Origin of the sequence: Pseudoalteromonas arctica, from assembly GCF_012927645.1 — a bacterium.
GTDB lineage: Bacteria > Pseudomonadota > Gammaproteobacteria > Enterobacterales > Alteromonadaceae > Pseudoalteromonas > Pseudoalteromonas arctica_A.
In genome coordinates this window covers 152,360-176,963 of sequence record NZ_JABBMT010000004.1, presented here as the reverse complement: position 1 = coordinate 176,963, position 24,604 = coordinate 152,360, and the positions used below count along the sequence as shown (strand labels likewise).

The 24,604-nt window shown below is 40.5% G+C and carries 20 protein-coding genes; 6 read left to right on the top strand and 14 right to left on the bottom strand.

What is annotated here, in order from left to right; genetic code table 11:
- The first annotated feature begins 82 nt into the window (after positions 1-82).
- The 4 genes from fba (at position 83) to HHO47_RS04360 (ending at position 4,999) form a co-directional block, all read left to right on the top strand.
- Complete coding sequence (gene fba / locus HHO47_RS04375; RefSeq protein ID WP_169019180.1) at positions 83-1,147, top strand: class II fructose-bisphosphate aldolase; 1,065 nt, start codon at positions 83-85, stop codon at positions 1,145-1,147.
- A gap of 703 nt (positions 1,148-1,850) precedes the next feature.
- A complete protein-coding gene (gene phoB / locus HHO47_RS04370) occupies positions 1,851-2,540 on the top strand; it encodes a phosphate regulon transcriptional regulator PhoB (protein ID WP_145235364.1) in 690 nt (229 codons plus the stop codon).
- A gap of 71 nt (positions 2,541-2,611) precedes the next feature.
- Positions 2,612-3,919 (top strand): phosphate regulon sensor histidine kinase PhoR, encoded by a 1,308-nt coding sequence (gene phoR, locus HHO47_RS04365; protein WP_169019179.1) that lies wholly within the window; start codon positions 2,612-2,614, stop codon positions 3,917-3,919.
- A 111-nt stretch (positions 3,920-4,030) separates the two neighbouring features.
- Complete coding sequence (locus tag HHO47_RS04360; protein ID WP_169019178.1) at positions 4,031-4,999, top strand: PstS family phosphate ABC transporter substrate-binding protein; 969 nt, start codon at positions 4,031-4,033, stop codon at positions 4,997-4,999.
- A gap of 72 nt (positions 5,000-5,071) precedes the next feature.
- On the opposite strand, the gene mdoH is transcribed toward HHO47_RS04360, so the two are convergent.
- The 10 genes from mdoH to sfsA all read right to left on the bottom strand — a co-directional run bounded on the left by mdoH (position 5,072) and on the right by sfsA (position 15,416).
- A complete protein-coding gene (mdoH, locus tag HHO47_RS04355) occupies positions 5,072-7,048 on the bottom strand; it encodes a glucans biosynthesis glucosyltransferase MdoH (RefSeq protein WP_169019177.1) in 1,977 nt (658 codons plus the stop codon).
- Positions 7,020-8,684: a glucan biosynthesis protein gene (locus HHO47_RS04350; RefSeq protein ID WP_248290921.1), complete on the bottom strand. Its 1,665-nt coding sequence runs from the start codon at positions 8,682-8,684 to the stop codon at positions 7,020-7,022. Before HHO47_RS04350 ends, mdoH begins: the two co-directional genes overlap by 29 nt.
- Positions 8,685-9,008: 324 nt before the next feature.
- Positions 9,009-9,248, bottom strand: coding sequence for a hypothetical protein (locus tag HHO47_RS04345; RefSeq protein WP_169019176.1), 240 nt, complete (start codon positions 9,246-9,248; stop codon positions 9,009-9,011).
- A gap of 17 nt (positions 9,249-9,265) precedes the next feature.
- A complete protein-coding gene (gene panC, locus HHO47_RS04340) occupies positions 9,266-10,117 on the bottom strand; it encodes a pantoate--beta-alanine ligase (RefSeq protein WP_169019175.1) in 852 nt (283 codons plus the stop codon).
- Positions 10,117-10,911, bottom strand: a complete 795-nt coding sequence (panB, locus tag HHO47_RS04335) for a 3-methyl-2-oxobutanoate hydroxymethyltransferase (protein ID WP_169019174.1) — start codon at positions 10,909-10,911, stop codon at positions 10,117-10,119. The genes panC and panB overlap by 1 nt, the downstream gene beginning before the upstream one ends.
- A 31-nt stretch (positions 10,912-10,942) precedes the next feature.
- On the bottom strand, positions 10,943-11,428 hold the full coding sequence (gene folK, locus HHO47_RS04330) for a 2-amino-4-hydroxy-6-hydroxymethyldihydropteridine diphosphokinase (protein ID WP_169019173.1): 486 nt from the start codon (positions 11,426-11,428) through the stop codon (positions 10,943-10,945).
- A 2-nt stretch (positions 11,429-11,430) separates the two neighbouring features.
- Complete coding sequence (gene pcnB / locus HHO47_RS04325) at positions 11,431-12,789, bottom strand: polynucleotide adenylyltransferase PcnB (protein WP_348981635.1); 1,359 nt, start codon at positions 12,787-12,789, stop codon at positions 11,431-11,433.
- A 281-nt stretch (positions 12,790-13,070) separates the two neighbouring features.
- A complete protein-coding gene (gene gluQRS / locus HHO47_RS04320) occupies positions 13,071-14,015 on the bottom strand; it encodes a tRNA glutamyl-Q(34) synthetase GluQRS (protein ID WP_169019172.1) in 945 nt (314 codons plus the stop codon).
- 17 nt (positions 14,016-14,032) lie between these two features.
- Positions 14,033-14,476 carry an RNA polymerase-binding protein DksA gene (gene dksA, locus HHO47_RS04315; protein ID WP_145235383.1) on the bottom strand — a complete coding sequence of 148 codons (444 nt, stop codon included), beginning with the start codon at positions 14,474-14,476 and terminating at the stop codon, positions 14,033-14,035.
- A 223-nt stretch (positions 14,477-14,699) separates the two neighbouring features.
- On the bottom strand, positions 14,700-15,416 hold the full coding sequence (sfsA, locus tag HHO47_RS04310; RefSeq protein ID WP_169019171.1) for a DNA/RNA nuclease SfsA: 717 nt from the start codon (positions 15,414-15,416) through the stop codon (positions 14,700-14,702).
- 90 nt (positions 15,417-15,506) lie between these two features.
- Here sfsA and pepB point away from each other — a divergent pair, with 90 nt between their 5' ends.
- Both pepB and HHO47_RS04300 read left to right on the top strand, forming a co-directional pair.
- On the top strand, positions 15,507-16,802 hold the full coding sequence (gene pepB / locus HHO47_RS04305) for an aminopeptidase PepB (RefSeq protein ID WP_169019170.1): 1,296 nt from the start codon (positions 15,507-15,509) through the stop codon (positions 16,800-16,802).
- A gap of 234 nt (positions 16,803-17,036) precedes the next feature.
- Positions 17,037-17,603 carry a phosphoribosyltransferase gene (locus HHO47_RS04300; protein ID WP_169019169.1) on the top strand — a complete coding sequence of 189 codons (567 nt, stop codon included), beginning with the start codon at positions 17,037-17,039 and terminating at the stop codon, positions 17,601-17,603.
- Between the two features lie 71 nt (positions 17,604-17,674).
- Here HHO47_RS04300 and HHO47_RS04295 read toward each other — a convergent pair whose 3' ends face one another.
- From HHO47_RS04295 to HHO47_RS04280, 4 genes are all read right to left on the bottom strand, one after another.
- Positions 17,675-19,810 (bottom strand): YjbH domain-containing protein, encoded by a 2,136-nt coding sequence (locus HHO47_RS04295; protein ID WP_169019168.1) that lies wholly within the window; start codon positions 19,808-19,810, stop codon positions 17,675-17,677.
- A gap of 164 nt (positions 19,811-19,974) precedes the next feature.
- Entirely contained in the window at positions 19,975-21,570 is a 1,596-nt protein-coding gene (locus HHO47_RS04290) for a hypothetical protein (protein ID WP_169019167.1), read from the bottom strand.
- Positions 21,571-21,923: 353 nt separating this feature from the next.
- Positions 21,924-22,580, bottom strand: a complete 657-nt coding sequence (locus HHO47_RS04285; RefSeq protein WP_169019166.1) for a Crp/Fnr family transcriptional regulator — start codon at positions 22,578-22,580, stop codon at positions 21,924-21,926.
- Positions 22,581-22,902: 322 nt separating this feature from the next.
- Positions 22,903-24,558, bottom strand: coding sequence for an amidohydrolase (locus HHO47_RS04280; protein ID WP_169019165.1), 1,656 nt, complete (start codon positions 24,556-24,558; stop codon positions 22,903-22,905).
- Positions 24,559-24,604 lie beyond the last annotated feature (46 nt).

The window sequence follows — 24,604 nt, the reverse complement described above, 5'->3', positions numbered from 1 at the left end:
GTGATTGCACCGAACTCAACTATTCCGTTCGAACTAGGTAGTTTTGCGCATGCGCAGCTATCGACAATTTGGAGAATACCAAATGGCTTTAATCAGTATGCGACAACTTCTTGATCATGCAGCTGAACATGGTTATGGCGTACCAGCATTTAACGTTAATAACCAAGAACAGATCCGCGCTATTATGATGGCGGCTGACAAAACTAACAGTCCAGTAATTGTACAAGGTTCAGCTGGCGCTCGTGCCTACGCTGGTGCCCCATTTATACGTCATATGATTTTAGCTGCGATTGAAGAGTGGCCACATATTCCAGTGGTAATGCACCAAGATCACGGTACTTCACCTGGCGTTTGCCAACGTTCAATTCAATTAGGTTTTTCATCAGTGATGATGGATGGCTCGTTAATGAGCGATGGTAAAACACCATCATCATATGAATATAACGTTGATGTAACGCGTAAAACTGTTGAACTTGCACACTCTTGTGGTGTGTCTGTTGAAGGTGAGTTAGGTGTGCTTGGCTCACTTGAAACTGGCGAAGCTGGCGAAGAAGATGGCGTTGGTGCTGAAGGTAAACTAACCACAGATCAAATGCTAACGGATCCAGAAGAAGCGGCTGATTTTGTCAGTAAGACTCACGTAGATGCGCTGGCAATTGCGTGTGGGACTTCACACGGCGCGTATAAATTTACACGTCCGCCAACGGATGATATTTTAGCGATTGATCGTATTAAAGCGATCCACGCACGTATTCCTAATACTCATTTAGTTATGCACGGTTCGTCATCAGTGCCGCAAGAGTGGCTTGAGATCATCAACCAATATGGTGGTGAGATCCCACAAACTTACGGTGTGCCAGTAGAGCAGATAGTTGAAGGTATCAAGTTTGGTGTACGTAAAGTTAATATTGATACTGACTTACGTTTAGCATCAACGGGCGCTATTCGTCGTCATCTTGCACTTAACCCCGCGAACTTTGATCCACGTAAATACTTAGCTGAAGCAACAAAAGCGATGACTGAGATCTGTGTTGCGCGTTATGAGTCATTTGGTACTGCGGGTCAAGCAAGTAAGATCAAACCAATTTCACTCGATGATATGCACCTTAAATATTTAACCGGTGAATTAGACCCAAAAATTAAATAAACTAATTTATTAAGTTATTTAATAAATAAACAGCCAGTAGTGTCATGCAACTGGCTTTTTTATGCCTGATCGTAAAAGATCATTATTTTACCAAGCTGGGACTTTGGGATCATTGATTTACTAACAGTGCTTTGTTGGAAGCCGACTTTTACTAAGGATCAGCTTGATTGACAGAGGTTTTGTCATAAAAATAGCTATTGCAAAGCTTTGTTGTATGAATTATCAACAGCTTATGACTTTAGCTAGGTAAAACACTGATCCCAGATCTAACTCGGTTGGTAAACGAATGATCCCTGTAGTGAAACTTGGTAGGATTTTGATCTCGCTAATGATCGCAGCTGTGAATAGGTGTTTTAATTGAGTTAGAGTGTAAAGGTGCTATCGTGGGTTACATAGTGATGCAGTGTTGTGTAGTTGATTATTAAATTTAGTCTCGGCTACTAAGCTAGAAAATAACGTGTAATATACAAGTGCTATTTAGCGTTTTTATTTGAGTTTAATACTCAGTAATAATCTAATGTAGTAATTATAAGGTACGATTTTTAAATGTGTAATTTGATAATGTATGCCAACTTTGTACCTTTAAGGGGTTTATTTTGTGTTTTTTACCCCAGATTTCGATTTACACGTTACACTTTCATAAAAATGTCATACTTAGTCATAATAATGAAAACTAGTTCGATAACGAAAGAGATATATTGGAATGTCACGTAAAGTACTTGTCGTCGATGACGAAGCACCGATCAGAGAGATGCTGGTTTTTGTATTAGAGCAAAATGGTTTTCAAGCAATTGAAGCTGAAGATTACGATTCAGCCATTGCTGCGATGGTAGAACCTTATCCTGATATGGTGTTATTAGATTGGATGCTACCAGGTGGTAGTGGAATTCAAATTGCTAAAAAGTTTAAGCAAAGTGAATATACTCGCCAAATTCCTATTATCATGCTGACTGCTCGCGGCGAAGAAGAAGATAAGGTTCGCGGTCTTGAAGTCGGTGCTGATGATTATGTTACTAAACCATTCTCACCAAAAGAATTAATGGCGCGTATTAAAGCCGTTATTCGTCGTGTGTCGCCTACTTCATTGGAAGAAGCGATTGATGTACATGGTTTACGTCTTGATCCTATTTCACACCGTGTTACCTCTGAAGGTAGTGAGTTGGATATGGGGCCGACAGAATTTCGCTTATTGCATTTCTTTATGACTCACCCTGAACGTGTTTATAGCCGTGAACAGCTGCTAGATAACGTATGGGGAACTAATGTCTATGTTGAAGATAGAACCGTAGACGTGCATATTCGCCGCTTACGCAAAGCGATTGCACCGCTTGGTCATGATCGTTTAGTACAAACTGTACGTGGTGCAGGCTATCGTTTTTCTAGTAAATTATAAGTGCCATGGAGATGACCAAGCCAATAGCTAATTTTGGCTTAAATTTACTTACTCTAAGGTAAAGTGAGTGTATGTATCGAGTTGTTAATAAACGGGCGTTAGCTAAGCGTCTGTTTGTCTATTTCCTTCCTTTATTATTAATTGGCGTGCTTATTGGTGCGCCATTTTTGCTTTTATTTTTAGGATCTTTTTCATTGCTTGTTTGGCATTATCATCAACTCTACCGGCTCAGTGATTGGCTATTGAATCAACGTAGTTTTAATCCACCTGAAGGTGAAGGAGCATGGGAGCAAGTATTTGAAGGGATCTATCATTTACAACATCGTAACCGTAAAAAACGTAACGAATTAGCTGATTTGATCCGTCGTTTTCGCGATGGCGCAGAAGCGGTGCCTGATGCGGTAATTGTTTTACAGCGTGATTTAAGTATTGTTTGGTGTAATCAATTAGCGTTAAAAGTGCTTGGTCTACAGTGGCCAGCGGATCATGGTCAGCGGCTTGACAACCTTATTCGCGATCCTAAATTTGCGAAATACATGCAAACGGAATCGTTTGATGAAGCATTAGAACTTGAAAGTGGTCACAGTTTTGAGCAAGTTTTAGAGTTTCGGGTAATGCCATATGCCAGCTCACAGTTAATGGTTGTTGTTCGTGATGTCACGCGACTGAAGCAACTTGAGCAAATGCGCAAAGACTTTGTGGCCAATGTATCTCATGAGCTACGTACGCCATTAACCGTTGTTACTGGTTACTTAGAAATGTTTGATGGCGATATGGTGCCACCACCGGGAGTGTGGAATAAAGCACAAGGTACTATGCTTGAACAGTGTAAACGCATGGATAGTTTAGTAAATCAGCTATTGTCGTTATCACGTATTGAAGGCGCTCGACGCCAAGATAATGATAAAGCGATCAATGTACCGCAGTTACTTAGCTATATTAGGACTGAAGCACAATCATTGAATCAAGATAAAGGGCATGAATTGATATTTGATATTGATGGTAACGTCGATATAAAAGGCGCTGAAGAGGAGCTGCGCAGTGCCTTCTCTAATTTAGTGTTTAACGCCATTCATTACACTAAGGCAGGCGGTAAAATAACCGTAAGCTGGCAGCTAAAAGATAATCAAGCATACTTTTCAGTGGTTGATAATGGCGATGGTATTGCACCAGAGCATATTAATCGCTTAACTGAGCGTTTTTATCGGGTTGATAAAGCGCGTAGTCGTACAACTGGTGGCTCTGGGCTGGGTTTAGCCATTACCAAACATGTATTAACTCGTCACGATAGCCAATTGATAATTAAAAGTAAATTAGGCGAAGGATCATGTTTTTCGTTTGCTTTTAGTCGTGAAAAAACAGTGCTATTAAATAATTGAGTTAAAAAGTTGAAGTCATAAAATTGTCATTTTAGAGTAATCTAACTGTCATCCACTCTCTTTAGAGTAGACGACAGTTAAGAAATAAACGAACAAAATCGGAGCAACCTAATGAAATTTAAAAACCTAGTAGCCGCAATGGGTGTGGCAGTAACAACATTTGTATCTGCACAAGCAATGGCTGTAGATACAGTTATTCCTGAGTACCAAAAAACCAGTGGTATTTCAGGTAATTTTTCATCTGTGGGCTCTGATACTTTAGCCAACATGATGACCTTTTGGGCTGAAGAGTATAAACGTATCTACCCAAATGTGAACATCCAAATTCAAGCAGCTGGTTCATCTACTGCGCCACCGGCATTGACAGAAGGCACAGCAAACTTTGGCCCGATGAGCCGCAGAATGAAATCAAAAGAAATCGAAGCGTTTGAAAAACGTTACGGTTATAAACCTACAGAAGTCCGTGTTGCGATTGATGCATTGGCAGTATTTGTTCATAAAGACAATCCAATTGAAGGGTTACGTATTGACCAAATCGATGCGATTTTCTCTTCAACTCGTAAATGTGGTGCTGCCGCAGATGTGACTCGCTGGAGTGATGTTGGTTTAACAGGTGATTGGGCTGCAAAAGATATTCAACTTTATGGCCGTAACTCAGTATCAGGTACTTATGGATACTTTAAAAATAAAGCGCTATGTAAAGGTGACTTCCGTAACAACGTGAATGAGCAACCTGGTTCTGCCTCTGTGGTACAGTCAATTTCTTCATCAGTGAACGCAATTGGTTACTCAGGTATCGGTTATAAAACATCAGGCGTACGTACTGTGCCACTGGCGAAAAAAGGCGATAACTTTGTTGATGCTACACTTGAGAATGTAGCAACAGGTAAATACCCACTGTCGCGCTTTTTGTATGTTTACGTGAACAAGCATCCGAACAAACCGCTTGCACCTATTGAAGCTGAGTTCTTAAAAATGGTGTTATCACAAGATGGTCAAAAAATTGTAGAGAAAGATGGTTATGTACCACTTTCTGGCAAGATGGCAATGAGCGAACTTAAAAAGCTAGGTCTTCTTTAAGCTTAATATCGACTATGAGTTAATAAAAACCGCGCAACGTTAGTTGCGCGGTTTTTTTTGCCCAGCGACGGGTTAGTTAAATAGCCTCTTTTTGAGCTGTTGATGGGCATTTAAAACGCGTTTTCTTTTACTAATGCCTTGTCTTTTAAAGCTCTGAATTGGCATTACGCTTGGTTGCTCTTGCGGCAATGCAGGGATTGAAAAGTTAGCAACATCATCATTCGGTAATGCAATTTCTTGCTCATGCACACGCAAAGCGGCAAGGGTGTCGTTATTATCAACTTCACTCGGACAAATAAATATGCCCATTTTACGTAATTTAACACCTAAGCCTATGCTACTTGAATATCGTACAATTGGCGCGGCTAAAATTAGTCCGACTAAAATTGGCGATAACCACCAAAAGAATACTGGCGTAAAGTAATAAGCAATCCCACCCCAAGCTGCAGCAACTAAAGTTGCTAGTAAGGTGTAACCAATCGCTTCTTGCCAAGGCACCATGCGGCCTGAGCGAGGCTGGGCATCCCAGGTTACTTTTTTACCTAAAAATACACACACCACAAAGTAGCTATGAAAAACCATCATCAGTGGGGCGATAATAATGGCAAACACGGTTTCAATGATTGAGCCTAAAATTAATTTAAATGAGCCGCCAAATTGTTTATTACGATGGATCAGGGTGACAATAATCCCCATTAATTTCGGCAATAATAACAATACAATTGTGACAAATAGCAACGAGTTAATTAATTCTGTTTTTGCTATTTGCCAAGTCGGAAATAATTGATATGGCTGATTAAAATAGACATTACTGTTTAGTGCGCGGGTGACCGCATCTATGGTGCTTAGCACTAACATAGATAACCAAATTAATGATGAAATGTATGCTGTTGCACCGAGTAAAAAATGCAGCTTGCTCATTATTTTTAAACCCGACGCAGGTAACAAACCTAAATGTTGAATGTTGCCTTGCACCCAACGCCTGTCGCGAATAGCGTAATCTAAAATATTACTCGGTACTTCTTCGTAGCTACCTTGTATATCACTGAGTAATAATACATCCCAGCCAGAACGATGCAGTAATGATGCTTCGACAAAGTCATGGCTTAAAATTTCGCCGCCGAAAGGGGCATTACCTTTGAGCACTGGTAAACCGCAGCAATCAATAAACGCTTTAACCCGAATGACTGCATTGTGGCCCCAGTAATTAGCGTGATTAGTCTGCCAAAAAGCTGAACCGGTTGCTAGCATTGGACTATAAAGTACTGACGCAAACTGTAGAAAGCGACCAAAGAAGGTATCTTGCCTAACAGGGATTGGAATCGTTTGAATAAGCCCAGCTTGTGGATTGTTGCTCATGCTGCTGGTGAGCTCGAGCATACATTGACCCGTCATGATGCTATCGGCATCAAGTACAATCATGTGCTCGTATTTACTGCCCCAGCGCTCGCAAAAGTCAGTTAAGTTACCTACTTTACGGTGTTTGTTATTTTCGCGGCGGCGATAAAAAGTTTGTTTGGCTAAATCACCTAGGCGTTCGCTCAAGGCATACCACGCTTTTAGCTCATTGTTAGCTATTTCTTTATCTTGTGTATCACTTAATAAGTAGAAATCAAAATGCGCAAATTGGCCTGTTTTTATCAGTGAACGTAAGCTCACTTCAAAACCTGCAATAACTCGCTGCGTATCTTCATTGTAGATAGGCATAACGACGGCCGTTCTGGTTTTACTCAATGCTTGCTTATCAATTTCGATTGCTTTTTGGCGCGTCAGTGTCAACGGGTCAATTCTAAATAATTGTAAAATAAATCCCATACAGCCACTGCAAAATGCGGTCACAATCCAAGTAAAGGTAATTGAAAACAGCGCAAGTAATGCATACTCAAGCGGGGTCATGCCATTTGAATTTAAAATATCAAACATGATCCACATGCCATAAGCTGAGATGGCTAACACTAATAGTGAAAACAGCCATACACGGGTCTTTTTAAAAGGCATTGCTGTATTGCGCATATTACTATTATTCGACGTCATTTGGATACCAGACATAACTCCATACCTCACTTACTTCTTTGTCACGTAGTGTTAATGATAAGCGCATATCTACAGGCTTACCGCCCTCTGGCGCGACTTTAAAAGCAACACGCCAGCCTTGGTTATTTGGTAATTGTTGCACTGTCTTATCGCTTATTTCACCTGAATTTAGGCTCAAATTAGCAAGCAATTTTAGTTTGGCTGACAAGTTGTTAATATTGTCACCGGTGAAGTCAACAGTGAATTGGCGATGACTTTTTGGTGGTGGATTCTCTTCACCGGGTAATGCAGCACTGCCAATGCGAGTGCGTAAAACTCGGGCTTTATCTTGGCTGGCAAGCGCCGCGTTAAATGTTGACAATTTATAACTAAAACTAAGTGTTTCACCTGCTTTAAGTGGTTGCTCTGGTACCCAATAGCTAACGATATTGTCATTGGTCTCGGTGTCAGTCGGTATTTCTACTAACTCAACTCGACCATTCCCCCATGCCCCTTGTGGTTCAATCCACAGGCTTGGGCGAGCATGATAATGTGCCTCAGTATCGAGATAATTATTAAACTCACGGTCGCGCTGTGCAAGGCCAAACCCTTTTGGATTGTCATAACCAAATGACGTTACACTAAGCTGTTTAGGGTTATTTAGCGGACGCCATACCCATTTATTGTCTTGTGATTGCATTAGTAAACCATCAGAGTCATGTACTTCTGGTCGGTAATCATCAAAGAATTTAGTGCTATTTTCGCCGTGGTAAAACATGCTTGTAAGCGGCGCAATACCGAGTTTTTTGATATCTTTGCGGGCGAATATTTGCATTTTAGTTGTTACTTCAGTTGCTGTTGATGGGCTGATCTCAAAACGATATGCACCAGTAACAGAAGGACTATCAAGTAATGCATATAGCACAATGTGAGTGTCTTCAGGCTTTGGTTTAACTAACCAAAACTCTTTAAATACTGGAAACTCTTCACCAGAGCTGAGTGCTGTATCAATCGCCAGGCCTCGTGCTGAAATGCCATATACTTGATCAGGCCCCACTATGCGAAAATATGAAGCGCCTTGAAATACTGCTACTTCATCTTTGTACTCATTATTATTGAGTGGAAAATGCACTCTGAAACCAGCGTGCCCTAACTGAGTGGTGCCTAAAGCAGTGGTAATTTCCTGCTCAAGTGGTGCTGCGGTGCCATCATAACGGTAGTAATCAGTTTTAAATGGTAGGCTTTTTACCTTAGCATCGCTATCAACAGTATTGATAGTAACAGGGTTTTTATAAAGAAAGCCGGGATGAAATAATTGCACTTCATATAAACTTTCGTCTTTCCAGATTGCATGATCTTGACGAAAGCGAATCGCTCGGTAGTCCTGATAATTAATATTATTTAATGCATCAACAGTAATTACGGGAGCTGCAACATAGTCTTTTGCAGCCAGTTGTTTGGCTCTGGCTGTTACCACCGCAAATAATTTTTCAGAAGGGATTGTAAGTAAAACTGGCTGAGTAGTTGGTACAATATCAGTAGTATCCGCATCAGATTTTGTTATTGGTTGTTCAGCCGCACTGATATTACATGCACACAAGGTCAATAATGCACCTAATAATGCCCTCTTTTTAAATGATGGATACAGAGCTGCCCGCGTTATCGTTTCCATGAGGTTTTCCTGGTTAATTTTAAAATGCTTTAGTTAGTTGAATTCAAGTTCGCAAGAAGTGAGCCTAAAATAAACTTATATATTTCAATGACTTTATATTTATTAGTATCGTAGAGGATGTACTTTCTTTGTGTAAGTTGGAAATAATTACACGCAATGTATGACTACTTCTTACTAATGTGAGTAGATATTACAAAACTAAACCTTGCTCTAAGGTGAATGGCAGAAAAATCGCGATGGTTGGATGTAGAAAGTTTGCCTAAAGCAGATTCAAGGAGGTGTAAGGAAACTTGCCAATCATGATAATTGGCAAGTTAATATTATTTATTGCACATTACCTAATGCTTGGGCATTTTCTTTGCATTGGTTATAGGCTTCAATACATTTGGTATTACATACTTTATATAGCATGCCTTCGCCGGTACTTTGCTGTTCGCAGTTCACTTCACATTGATAATTCTGTTGTGCACATTGCTGCATTTCTGGGTTTTCTATTTGGTTTTGACAGCCGGTTAATATGCCGATACACAGCGAAACACTTGATAATTTTAATAATGAATTCATGCTTATCCCAATTATTGTTATGTAATATCAACGAGCAGATTGTCTATTAGCCTTACCGGCCCTAAGAAGGCTGCTGCCAAAATCACTAGTTGACTATCATTGAGTGTAGCTTTTTTTAAGGTATCGCGCTGAGCTATTTCAAAGTAGTCAACTTTGAGCCCTACCTGCTCGAGTTGCTGCTTTGCTTGTCGGCATATGTCGTCAAAATCACGCTGTCCTGAGTTTAACTGTTCTGCGCTCCAATTAAGGGTTTTAAATAACACTGTCGCTGTTTCTTTTTGGCTTTCTGATAAGTAGCCATTACGAGAGCTCATAGCCAGCCCTGACACTTCACGGCTGGTTGCAACGCCAATAATTTCTACTGGAATTGACAGATCATGCGTCATAGTTTTAATCACTTGCAACTGTTGATAGTCTTTTTCACCAAAACACGCATAGTCAGGCTGTACTAAGTTAAATAATTTAGTAACCACCGTTGCTACACCGCGAAAATGGCCTGGACGTGATCCGCCGCAATAGCCCATTGATATAGTTGGTACATCGACAAAGCTTTGCGCATTTAAACCGTTAGGGTAAATGGCTTCCACACTTGGGGTAAATACAATATCAGTATCAAGCTCAGCCAGTCCTTGCTTATCCGCAGTGAGGGTGTGCGGGTAGTTATCAAGATCTTCGTTGATACCAAATTGCATCGGGTTGACAAAAATACTAACTACGACTTTATCAGCCATATTTTTGGCTTTCTCAACGAGTGAAAAATGCCCTTGATGTAGATTGCCCATAGTTGGCACTAATGCAACACTAAGCCCTGCTTGGCGCCATGCTTTAATTTGACTACGTAATGATTTTATTTCAGTGATCGACTGCATTATTTAAACTCATGTTCCGTGCTTGGAAAAGCACCACTTTTAACGTCGCTACAATACTTTTTAACCGCATCCGGCATATTGCCTGTTTCGAGTAAAAAGTTTTTAGAGAATTTAGGGATATAACCTGCTGAAATGCCAACTAAGTCATGCATGACTAGAATTTGGCCATCAGTTTGATTACCTGCACCAATCCCAATAGTAGGAATATTAACCGCGTCAGTAATTAATTTGGCAAGCTCAGATGGAATACATTCAAGAACTAGCATCTGTGCACCCGCAGCTGCAAGCGCTTGGGCATCGCTAATCATTTTTTGTGCTTGTTGTTCTCCACGGCCTTGGATCTTAAAGCCACCAAACACATGTACCGATTGCGGTGTTAAGCCTAAATGCCCACATACCGGTATACCTTGTTGAGTCAGTGCAACAACTGAGTCGTACAGCCATTCCCCCCCCTCAATTTTAACCATGTTAGCGCCAGCTCGCATTAACTCTGCGGCATTTTTACAGCTTTCGGCTGGGCTTGAATAAGTCATAAATGGCATATCTGCAATGACGAATAAATCACGGCTACCTGCGCGTACGCTGCGAGTATGGTAGGCAATCTCTTGATTGGTGACAGCCAGTGTATCGTCGCCGCCTTGTAACACCATACCTAACGAATCACCGACTAAAATAACGTCTACGCCGTTATCGTGAAATAACTTTGCAAAGCTGGCATCGTAGGCCGTTAATGCCGTAATTTTTTGTTGGTCTGCTTTCATTTTATTGAGCGTAGAAACGGTTATTTTAGACATAGTATCCTCGTAGGCAACGGCCTGAAATTAATTACAGAGGTAATTGTTGTAATTCGTTTAGTGCCAAATTAGCGGTAATACTATGCAGTAATATACCATTTGGCAGCGTAATTTGGGGGGCTATTTCAAGTAGCGGGTAAACCACAAACTCGCGTTCAGTTAGACCATAATGCGGCACAATTAAACGCTCGCTATTAATAACTTGCTCACCAAATAATAAAATATCAATATCTAAGGTGCGCGGCCCCCAACGCTCGGCTTTTCGTACTCGGCCGTGTTCAAGTTCTATTTGTTGTGTTAAATCAAGCAACTGCTCAGGTAATAGCATGGTTTTTAGCGCCACAACAGCGTTAACGTAATCAGGTTGATCTTGCGGGCCCATCGGTTTACTCGCGTAATAATGCGATACATTAATAAACTCACAATCAGCCAATGCACGCAATGCTGCTACGGCATGATCTAGTTGAGTACGAGGGGCGTTTAAATTAGCTCCTAAACCAAGGTAGACGGTTTTCATGATCATTCAGCCGCTGGTTTTGGGCTGCGGCGGCGAGTACGACGACGGCCTTTTGTTGCGCCTTGCGTACCTAGCGCTTTAACCAACTCTTTTTGACCATTGATGTCTTGTTTTAAATAGTCAGTCCACCAATTAACTAATTGCTGATGCTGTTTTTCACCGGCCTGTACGCGCAACAGTAAAAAGTCATACGCAGCTTTAAAACGTGGTTGCTGCGTAAGGCGATATGCACGTTGTCCTGAGCGTTTATCTAGGCGGTGTTGAATATGCCAGATATCACGAGCGCCAAGGGTAAAGCGTTTTGGTACGGCAATATGCTGTGCATTATCGCTGAGTACTTTGTTCATACCTTGAACAAAAGCTTCGTATTCAGATAGTTGCTCTTGTTCTTGCAGTGCTTTAGTGATCTGCAATAATGGAAACCATAACAATGCAGCAAAAATAAATGCTGGAGTTACTTTTTTCTCGGCATTAATGCGTTCATCTGTATTACGGAACATCTGTTGAATTAAAGTGAATTCTAAGCCATCAGGATTATTATCTAAAATACTATCAAGGGAGGGGAATAATGATTTGAAAAGGCCATATTTACGTAGCATTAAAAAGTTTGCTTCGGCCTTGCCATTTAAAAACAGTTTCAGTGTTTCTTCAAATAACCGCGCCGCAGGGATATTATCTAACAGGCTTGCTAATTCATTTAATGGCTGCTCGGTTGCCGGTGCAATCGACATATCGAGTTTGGTTGCAAAGCGAACTGCACGTAGCATACGTACAGGATCTTCACGGTAACGGGTTGTTGGATCACCAATCATCTCGATTTGTCGAACGTTAATAGCTGCTAAGCCATTAGCATAATCATGGATTGAAAAATCATTAATTGAATAATATAACGCATTGATTGAAAAATCGCGGCGTTCAGCATCTTCTTCAATACTACCAAAAACGTTATCGCGCAGCAGTTGCCCTTGGTCACTTGATTGGCTAATTTGGTTTTTATCTTCAGGCGCTTCGTGATGACCACGCATGGTGGCTACTTCGATTATCTCACGACCAAAAACAATGTGTGCTAAACGAAAACGACGGCCAATTAAGCGGCAGTTACGAAATAGCTTTTTAACCTGATCTGGCGTGGCATTGGTGACCACATCAAAATCTTTTGGTTGTTGACCTAACAAAATATCACGAATGCAACCACCAACAAGGTAGGCATCAAAGCCTCCGTCTTTCAGGCGATATAATACCTTGATTGCATTTGGGCTAAATTGTTTACGAGAAATACCATGCTCATTACGTCCAACTATTAAAGGCTGCGCAGAGACTGGGGCATGTTCGGCTGTTACAGAGGCGGTTGGGCCAATAATTTGCCGACAAAATTGAAAAAGCTTGGAAATAATAATCTGTCTCCTACAGAATTCGGTTATTTGATGGACGCCATCAAAAATCTAACCAAGTATAGCTGCACTTTGCTATTAACTGCACATGTATAGTGCTATTGAATAACTTTGTTGTTGCTATAATTGAGTACACCCTTAACGCAATTGATATTAATTAAATGAATTGCACATTTAAGGTGGGCTATCATATACCAGCACAGCTTAAAAATTAAGTTGAAGGCCTTAAAATTCGCCTTTTTAGTGAATTTTTATTTGTTTAAATGCGTAAAGGCGGTTGTATGACAGTGTGGGTTTTGTGAAATTTGAATTTGTGTCACTTTAGGGACGTTTTGCAAGCTGTAATTATCGACTGCCCAGCTCAGCATTTTATCAATTCTTAATTCAACGAGTTCTGGCTGCGGGGCTAAACCTAAAAATTCAAATGCACTGAGCAGAGCTGGTTTAGGGTTATTTTTAACAATCGCTGGCGCATAGTTTTGTTTTGATAATTTAAAGCCGGGTTTAGTTACTGCCAATGGTAAATGAGCATACTGCGGTGCTGCGCTATTTAACTGTTTAAATAAACTTAGTTGACGGGCTGTTGGTTCAAGTAAGTCAGCGCCGCGTACAACATGGGTGATACCTTGGGCAATATCGTCTGCGACCACCACTAGTTGATAAGCAAATAACCCATCACTGCGCTTTATTAAGTAATCTTCGTGGGCGAGATCATGAGCTACATTTACCTCACCTTGAATGAGGTCATGGTATTGGCATGTAGCATGTTGCTGAATTAATCGCAGTGCACTGCTGTTCTGACTATGCTTTAAATGACGACAATGGCCCTGATAAATACCGCCTAGCGCTTTAATTTCTTTGCGTGAGCAGTGGCAAGCATAAATTAGCTGCTGGTTATTTAGTTTATTAATGGTATGCGCGTACAAGTCATGGCGCTGAGTTTGATAGACCACGTCTTCATCCCAGTACAAACCATAGGCTTCTAGGGTATTGAGAATATCTTTAGCGGCGCCGTCTACAACACGTGTGGTGTCGATATTTTCAATACGGACTAACCAAGTACCTTGGTTGCTTTTAGCGTCAAGATAGCTGCCCACAGCCGCCACAAGAGAACCAAAATGAAGTGGTCCAGAAGGTGATGGCGCAAAGCGACCGCGATAGTTGCGCACAGGCGCAGTAACGGCTGTGGTAGACATGGATTAATTACGAGTAATTAACCACGCCCAGATTGTTTTTCTTTGATTTCCGCAAGCGTTTTACAGTCTACGCATAAATCAGCTGTAGGACGTGCTTCTAAACGGCGGATACCAATTTCAATCCCGCACGAATCACAAAAACCAAAATCATCTTCTTTGATTAATTGGATGGTTTTTTCAATTTTCTTGATCAGTTTACGTTCACGGTCACGAGTTCTAAGCTCTAATGAGAACTCTTCTTCTTGTGCTGCGCGGTCAACTGGATCAGGGAAGTTAGCTGCTTCGTCTTGCATATGCGATTTAGTACGGTCAACTTCATTGCGTAAATCGTTGCGCCATGCTTCCAAAATAGTTTTGAAATGAGTGCGTTGTGCATCATTCATATACTCTTCGCCCGGCTTTTCCTGGTATGGTTCTAATCCGGCCTGAGCCAATAACCCTAATTTTTTTTGGTCTGGCATAACTTTCTCCTAAATCCTTAATATAATGCCCAGCATGAGCTGGCGGCTATAAATAACAGAATCCTATGGCCTAGGCAAATTTATTTTTCATTAATTACTCTTATAAACCGCATCAATAAAATTTAAACAGGTACGATAAATGGTTTTTACACCGATTATTTTTAAATAAGTGCTTAAAAACTTGCCTTGTTATATGGGCGTAACCCTTAAAAACAAGTCGCTTTTAATTAAAAGTAAGCTTTTTTGTTAGTGTAATTTCGACGCTCGAAATATCGGCTTTATAAGCAAGGACTTCTACACCTTTAGTTATTGCTAAATCAACTAGTTGGGCATACTTTTCGTCAATGAGACGCGCCGCACTAACTTGTTTAATCCCTTGGTGTAATACAGCAAACAGCAGCACTGCACGGTGGCCTTGTGCAACCATTTCAATTAATTCACGAATATGTTTTTGACCACGAATCGTTTCGGCATCCGGGAAGTAACCTTGGCCACTTTGTGGATCATTTTGATTGAGTAAAGTGACAGATTTTACTTCTACATAACAGTCTGGACGTTGAGGAGCTGTAAGTAAAAAATCGATACGGCTATTTTCATCACCATATTTAACCTCTGGCTGTATTTTAGTGTAGCCGTTAAGTTCGCTGATTAGCGCTGCGTGCAGTGCTTCTGCAACGATTTTATTCGCGATTGCCGTATTTACACAGATCAGATGGCCAAACTGGTTTTGCGTCAATTCTAATGAATGAGGATATTTTCTTTTTAAATTGCTACTGGTGGAATAAAAGGCTGCAAAGTCAGGCTCCGCGCAACCAGTCATTTTGCCTGTGTTGGCACAATGGGCGGTAAACTCTGAGCCATCGCTAAGGCGTAAATCGGCTAAAAAACGTTTGTAGCGTTTGAGCAAAGTAGCGTGTTGGAGTGGCGTTGTATATTTCATTATTTTAGTTATTTGCTCTCAAGCAGTTGGGAAGTTGTTGTGGCTATAGTAAACTCATTGCCACAATTTTAGCGCAAAGAGTATTCTAACATGTCTGAAAAATTTGTTGTTCAATTAAGCGAGCAGGGTGCTGCATCGCATTGGGGCGAAACCGCCACGTTATCTTTTAATGAGCACGGTGCAACGGTTCATTTGTCTGAACAAGAAACATTAGTAAATGTACAAAAAGCCGCGCGCAGTATTGCCAATCAAGGCGTTAAAAATGTCGTGCTAGCTGGTGATTGCTGGTGTACAGAAACACAGTGGGCTTTTTATCAAGGGTTTGTATCGCCTAAGTCATTACACGGTGTTGAATTTGCTGAAAATACTAAAACAGATAGCCAAGAATTAGCTTCATTATTACGCTCTGCTACTTGGGCGCGTGAAATGATCAATGGTACGGCGGATGATATTTTTCCTGAAAGTTTAGCTGGTAAAGCCGCTGAATTTATTCAATCGCTAGCTCCTGAACACGTGAGCTACCAAATCATCAAAGGTGATGCGCTACTTGAGCAGCAGTGGATTGGTATCCATGCTGTTGGTCGTGGTAGTGAGCGCCCACCAGTATTACTGGCGCTTGATTACAACCCAACGGGCGATGACAGTGCGCCTGTGGATGCGGCGCTTGTTGGTAAGGGGATTACTTTTGACTCTGGCGGTTATTCAATTAAAGCCAGCGAAGGTATGTTAGGTATGAAGTGCGATATGGGCGGTGCTGCAACGGTTACCGCAGGTTTAGCATTGGCTATAAGTCGTGGTATTAATAAACGTATTAAACTGTTTTTATGCTGTGCTGAGAACCTTATTTCAGGCCATGCATATAAGCTGGGTGATATCCTTACCTATAAAAACGGCACGACAGTTGAGATTGTTAATACTGACGCTGAAGGACGCTTAGTGCTTGCTGATGGTTTAATGGCTGCAGCTGAAACCGGTGCTCCTTTAATTATTGATGCCGCAACACTAACAGGCGCTGCGCTAGTTGCTGTTGGTCAAGAGTACAATGCCTTATTCGGACTTGATAAAGAGTTTGTACGCGAAGTCGAAGGCTTTGCAGGGCAAGAAATGGAAGGCGCATGGCCACTACCACTTGAAAAGTGGCATCAACAAAACTGTCCTTCACCATACGCTGATACAGCTAATAGCCGTGCCCAAAAAGGTGGTGGCTATGGTGGTGCATCAAATGCCGCTGGTTTCTTGTCACGTTTTGTACCAAGCGACGGCAAAGGGTGGGTGCATATAGATTTAGCGGCAGCGTTTAATATGGGTAGCACCAGTCAATGGGCTGCGGGCGCAACAACAGTTGGGATGCGCACGGTTGCACGTACTTTACTAGAAAAAGCGTAATCTTTAAGATGTTTGAAAAAGCGCCGTTTTAGGCGCTTTTTTGTTGGCTATAAAGATGTAATTACAAACAGAAACAAGCTTTTTTAGTTTATTTACGCTAAAATCCCGCCCCACTTTTGCAGTTCAAGTGATTAAGGTTTGAAGTTATATTTCTTATATTAAAAGCGGTGCTTTTATTTAAGCCGTATTCATAAACTATACTTGAATGATCAACTCACACTGGGAATTCTAATTATGTCAGATAAGTGCTATATCACAGCGCAACAATTGCTCGAAGATTCATTTCGCGTTGCGGCGCAAGTTTACCAAGATGGCTTTCGTCCAGATTTTATAATTGGTATTTGGCGTGGTGGTGCCCCAATCGGGATTGCAGTGCAAGAGTATTATGATTATAAGGGCATAGAGACAGATCATATCGCGGTGCGAACTTCATCGTATTACGGTATTAATAAGCAATCTAAAGAAATTAAAGTGCATGGCTTACACTACATTATTGAAAATGCCAATGCGGGTGATTCATTATTGATTGTTGATGATGTATTTGATTCAGGACGTAGTATTTTTGCACTTAAAGAGAAACTTTCAGAGCTGATGCGGTTAAACTTACCGCAAGATATTCGCGTTGCTTGCCCGTATTACAAACCAAAAAATTCAAAAGTAGATATGAAGCCAGATTACTATATTCATGAATCAGAAGAATGGCTGGTATTCCCACATGAGCTGTCGGGGTTAACACCTGATGAGATTATCGCCGGTAAAACAGATTTAGTGAAAATACACGATATTTTATTAGCAAAATAAATTTATTGAGAAAAATAAAAAAGGCCTTAACTAGGCCTTCTTTGTTTATCAATAGCTAATTTAACACACTATTATTTATAAGTTTCAAACGCTTCTTTTAATCGTGCTAAATGAGCATAGACATAACTGCTCGACATACGATCTTGGTTTAAGAAAGTACTGTCAAGATCGATTGATGACTTGAGTATAGCTGCACTATCAAAGTCTAACGCATTATGTGAGTCACCAATGCGTGTACTCACGCTATGCTTCCAACTTTTCGCACCTTTGACTTGCCAGTTTCCAGCATTCATATCTTTACGTGATGTTAGTGGGATACTAAAAGAAATTCCCACTTTTTCAATGTTGGTATCACTGTATGATAATGCAACATTAGCATCACCAAACCAGAATTTAGTCTCGACTTTATAACCGCTGTCCTCATTCCAGAATTGGCCCCCTGATATATGGAAAGAAACGTCTTTTTCAGCCCATAAATATCGGTATGAATAGATAGAATAATCACGTTTGTCGGTGTTGTAGTCTTTGTATTCAAAGTAGCCTAACTGCGCTTTTAACTTATGGCGACCGGTAGGGCTTTGCCATACGGTTTCATTAGTGATCCCGGTAAAATCAAAATAATCTTGGAATAAACCTATTTGCGTTTGGTTGTATATATTAAATGGCAATGCGAAGGTTTGATAAGCAACGGCACGTTTAATGCCTGTTTCTTGTCGAGAGTTTTGAAAAATCTTACCTTGTTCAAAATCTTCAGAATTATCGACATTTACTTGGCCAGTAACATTAATACCTGCGCCTTGCCATAGTGGCATATGTAAATCAGCTTGTAGAGCTAATGAGTAATCATATACGCCTAGTTCGGTAGCATAAGTTGTCGCTAGTGATGGTGTGAATGAGAGTCTTGGTACGAAGTAAGGGCTATTGCTTGATTCGTTACCTGCCCATTTGATCCCTGGCGAATTTTGATTGCCAAACTCGTTACTGATCATTAAATCTGGTGTAATATTTTCATTGATAAAACGACGATAATTATCTAATCGGCCTTTGATTTGTAACTGTGGAATATCTTGTTTTGATAAACGCACTACAAACTCATTATCGTTGTTGGTAAAGTGCTCAGTAATGCGGCCTAACACGAGCCCAAGTGCGTCAATTTCGTTGCGGTTAAATACAGAGTTTTCAAACTCTACAATAATTAACTGCGAGTTAGAAATACCTACGCGGATATTTTCAAATCCATCGTTTACAAGCGCGTTTTTCAAACCGTGTATTTGCTGGTTGGCATTTGAGTCGGTTTTAGTGTTCTCCACAATCGTACTGTTTGTTTCTAGTTTTTTGTTACTTTTATATTTACTTTCCGGCTGTGGTGTAATGTTTGATTGCTGTGTAACTTTAGCTATTTTTGTAGGTTTTTCTACGGGTTTTAGAGTTACAGGCGCAGGCCTAACGGGTGTGTAGTTAGTCCGCGCTTCATCACTGAGCGGCATGCTTACGTTAATACCCCAATAGACATTGTCATCGGCCAATTTTGTATTTGAATATAAACGGCTATTAAATGAAACAGTTGCTAAATCGTATAACCATTCTTTAGGGAGTGTTACACGCGCACCTACGTTAAATGCCTCGGCATCATGTTCAGCGAGTACAGCAAGCCAGGTGAAAGGTTGGTATTCTATTCCAGCAAAAATACCGTCTAGCTGTCCAGTAAGTGTGTCTGATGCACCCACACCGGCACTAAAGCGAAAATCCCACCACTGCTTAGATGCAACAGCATAAAACGCTTCATAGTTATTGGCAGCTCCTCCGACATCTTTTGCACCAACAGCGATACTGACCCAATCTTTAGGAATGAACGGAATTTGGTATTTGGCATTGAATGATAAATCGCGAATTTGCCCTTTGCTGTCATAACTAAATAAATTGTCATGCATGGAAGATGAAGTAATTCGGCCAGTAACCTCTAAGCCATCAAAAAGTCCTGCAGAAAAAGTGAAGTTATGACCATCCGTGTATTTGCCTCTAATTTCTAGTTGATTGCTGTAGCCAATATCAACTATGCCTTTATCCATCACTTCAGCGGAAGGGATATGAAAAAGTCCGGTAAAGCCGTTATACGCAATGCCGTGAGTCATTGTCTCATCGGCAAGTAATGGTGAGCTGACAGTAAGCGCACAAACCGTTGCTAAAGTTGTTTTTTTATTTATCACGTTGTTAACCAAAATAGATTAAAGTTAGGTTTTAAATCCTTAAAACCAGTCAGTTGTTTTACTGTAGCAAGAAAACCTACAAACAAAAAGTGATTGAGTTTTCAATATACAAAAGCCGCGCATGTGCGCGGCTTTTAGCAAAGTATAATTAATACATTAAGTGATTAGCTACCACCAGTGCCTGTTACAGGTTTAACTTCACAGTTATCACGTACTATATTTTGCGACTCAGCAGTGCCGTCAGGTGTTATAGTGTAAGTTTGCTTAGGAATTACTTTGCTGCCAGTAGGTGTAACCTTAATGTTGTAAGTAGCTGTATCAGCCTTAACCAGATTGTTCAATGTGTAAACGCCATCTGAACTTTCTTTAGCGGTAGCGCTATATTTTCCAGCTAAAGAATACTTAACTAAAGCGCCTGTTAAAGGTAATTTAGTAGTAGTATCTGTAGCATTTGAGCAAGAGTAAGTTAATTTTAAATCTTCACTAACTATTTCAGCTTCATTCTCTAAAGTCGCTGTAATTTCACCACAAATATTGACGTTTTCTTCAAATGCCCATTCATTATCGTTGATATCAAATATATAGAAATCACCTTTTGCATCATCAGCTAAGCCAAGTTTGGCAACAAGTGCTTGCGGTATCAATGTTTGAGTTTCAGGTGTTATATGGCGCACAAAAAAGTTACTTTGTGTTTCTATAACAGTAAACAAACCGCTAGGCGGAACAGCTGCACCATTAAGTTTAAGAGAGATAGGTGATCCACATGCAGTCTTTGATTCAGTCAGCAAGTGTGTTGATAAATGATCAATTTCATATGCCGCTGGGAAGTTTACAGTGCCTTCAGCACCAACAGTTGCGGTCACAGTTTCATTTACCCACTTACGGGTATCTTCATCGTATGTTGAAACAGCAAACGTATCACCAGCTTTAACAGTGTCACCATCTTTATTTACAAAGTCCTTTGGTAGTGATGTTGTTATAGTGATATCGTCAGAAAAGTTCTTGATTTTTGTATCGCCCGCATTCATTGAAACATTTAATACTGCTGCTGGCGTTAGTACACTTGTTGTACTACTGCTGTTGCTGTTTAGTCCTTCAGGTATCAACTGAGCTGCTGCTATTTTACCATCTTCCGATTTCAGCGGAGCAGTAACTACCTTCATAGTTACTTTATCACCAGCGATAGCATTGCCTTCAACATCTTGTAGTTCAACATCTTTAGAGATCTCGATTTTTGCACTGCCATCTTCCGTTGCAACTGATTGGTCTTCAACAAACTTACCAGCTGAAGCCGCAATATCTGCTTTTTCTATGGTTATGGCACTAGCTTCACTCGCTAATGGAATGAAAGTTTCAATCGCTACGCTTTTATCACTTGTATCCACAGTAACGGTTTTAGTTACAAAACCTTCAGCAGTAACAAGTAATGTTACTGCATCAAGCGAGTCGGCAACATTAAATGTGAAAGTACCATCTTCCGTTTCAAGTTCGGTAATCTTCGTTCCATTGATATCTTCAACACCATCTTCTAAAAATGTGACTTTGGCATCTCTAATATCACCGGTAGCAACATCTACAACATTAGCATTTATATAAAACCCTAGAGCCTTAGGCGTATCACCAACAGGTGTAGTTGGTTTTGGTTTTTCCGGCGGCTTAACATAATCATTATTGTCGTTGTCACTAAAACAGCCACTTAGCGTTGCTGTAAGACCAAGTGCAAGAGCTAGCTTGGTGAGCTTGAATTTATTATTTCCCATAATCGTTACCTTTCTTTCCTTTCTCTTTAAAGTAAACAGACTTAATTGCAGTTCTATAAATGTACCGAAGCACGTACCAGATCAGGCTTGCACCCATAATACAATAATTAGTTCATCAAGGATAAACGTACATTATATATACGTCAAGTGAACATTATATATACTTTCATTAATTAAATAAGAAAATTGTTACCCTGTTATGTAATAAATCTCTTATTTAATTTTTACGGATATAACGCAGCTTCATTATTAGCTTACAATGCTAAAGTAGTCGACTACGGTTGTAAATGTAAATAGCTGCATTTTTGGCAGCCAAACATTGTTTTTCGGCTGAGTTTTAATGTGAGCCAACTTCATAGCTGCGAAAAACTATCCACATAATCGCTAAGTTTATCTAAATCAATTGCTTTGAGTCCATCATTTGAACGTGCGACTAAACCTCTTTCCACTAATTCAGATACTACGCGGCGATAGGCTCGCTCTGTGGTGGCAAAACGCTCAGCTTCAGCATTTACTGTTGGGTATGCGCGCAGCAGGGTTGTATTGTTATTCTCGGTACGCAATAAGCAGTCTTTGGCAATATTGTAACCCAATGGCAACAATAGTTTATCTAAATTAATTTTTTGGTTTTCTTGAAACTTAGCGGCAATGGTTTGTGCTGTGTATAAACTCAACTCTGGCTTCTCAAGTAACAAGGCACGCCAGTGCTTTAGTTCTATTAGGTTGTAGCTAACGTCACTGAAGCAGGTAACTGTATAAATGCAGGGGTTATTGTTTAGCGCTTCAATTTCACCAATTAAGGTGTTGTTGCAATCAAGTTGGCCCAACAGTAAGCGGCGGCCATTTCCAACATCATAACTAAACGATACAGTGCCACTTCTGACTAATACTAATTTTGTAAGAGGTTGATCTTGGTGGATCAGTACTTCTTTTTTAGATTGTTGATAACGACTGCCTGCAAAAGTTAGTAGCTGGTCGACGAGATAACTAGAAAAATGATATTGAAACATCAACAATGCCCTTCGGACAATTGTCCTATTTATTACACCTTAATGACGCTACTATTAAGGTTCTAAGAATTTACGCTAACTTACTAGTTTAGTTAACTCGGTTAATTAAGCTTAATACCTAATATCCCGTGTAATGATTATTAAAGTGTGCTTTTAGCAGCTTTGGGTTTTAGTAAGTTAGCCTTTTTATACGGTGTTACATTGTGGAATAACTTTGTCTAAACTACAACATTTGCAATGCTAACCTGCGTAAATATTTATCATTTAAGTAAGCTCAAACGTCAACAACAAAGCCCACAATTATAACATGCTCCATTGGGCTTTACTCTAGTGTATCAATTTGCGCTTTTTGGTAGCGTAACTCACCGCCAATCCATGTTTGATTTACGACAATGGTAAAAATTTCTTGTACTGGGATTTTAAAGTAGTCTTTGTCGATTAAAATAAAGTCAGCCCACTTTCCTTGCTCTAAGCTACCTAATTTAAATTCTTGATGTGCGGCATACGCAGCACCTAATGTAAATGCTCTGAGTGCATCTTCTCTGCTCAGTGCTTCAGTGGCTCGCCAGCCATTAGCGGGTAATTGATTGTGATCTTGGCGAGTAATTGCTGAATATAAACCGTCAAAGGGGTTGGCCAGTTCAACTGGATAATCTGAGCCTGCAGCTACTACTGAACCTTGCTTTAAAAACGTTTGCCATGCATATGCACCTTGTAATTGTGTATCGGTAAGGCGCTGCTCTGCCATCTGCATATCAGAAGTTGCATGCACGGGTTGCATTGATGGAATGATTTTAAGGGCTTTGAAGCGAGGAATATCTGCTGGATCAACTATCTGTGCGTGCTCTATACGGTTACGTAGTAAAATTCCACCGGTTTTTTTAAATACATTTTGATAGGCATCTAACACAATATGATTTGCTTTATCACCGATGGCATGGGTATTGGCGCTAAAACCGTGGTTAAAGCTCAATGCGTATAGCTGCTCTAATTTTTGTTGAGTTTCGAGCATTAAACCTTGGTGATTCTTTCTGTCTGCGTAATCGGCCAGTAGTGCCGCACCACGGCTACCTAGCGCACCATCAGCATATATTTTGACACTACGAATAGACATGAAATCATTAAGGTCTTTATAGCGACCTGCTCTGAGCATATCTTCAAATGCAGGATCTGTTGCACTGAGCATTGCAACAATACGCAGTGGTAACGTGCTTTGTTCAGCTCTTTGCTTGTAAACTTGCCATGTTTGTTTATCAATTCCAGCATCGTGGGTTGAGGTTATACCTAAGCTAAGCAGATGTTGGCCAGCTTGATTTAAGGCATTATTTACGTCTTGATCAGATGGCGTTGGAATATGTGCAGTAATTAAACTTTCGGCTTTATCGACAAAAATACCGCTCGGTTGACCTGCTTGGTTGCGAATAATTTCACCACCTGCAGGCGACTGTACTGTGGGTGTTAACTTGGCTAACTCCATCGCTTTACTATTAACCCAAATAGCGTGACCATCTACCCGAGAAAGTACTACTGGAATTTCTTTAACAACCTTATCTAGATCGGCCGCAGTGGGAAATTGTTTATTAAGCCATAACTCTTGATTCCAACCACGGCCGATAATCCAGCCTTGGTTATTTTTAGCGAATATAGCAAGTTTTTGTTGTATTTCTGCAATTGACGTACTGCCACGTAAATCGAGTTGCGCTAAATTATTACCAAGTCCTATCACATGACCGTGGGCGTCGATTAAACCAGGTAATAAGGTCTGTTGCTCGGCATCAAATACCGCAGCATTAGGGAAACTCGCTTTTAGTTTATCGTCTCCTACTTTTACTACTTTGCCATCTTTAATAACCAGTGTAGAAAATTGCTGTAATTGGCCACTGTAAGTTGGAGTGTAACCATTAGCATTGTAGATCACCGTGGTATCAGCTAGCACAGGTAAAGATAAAGTGATTAAACAGGCGAGTAAGCATTTCATTGTTAGTATTCTTTTTCTGCTTTTGTTAGTTAAACAGTAACAGAGA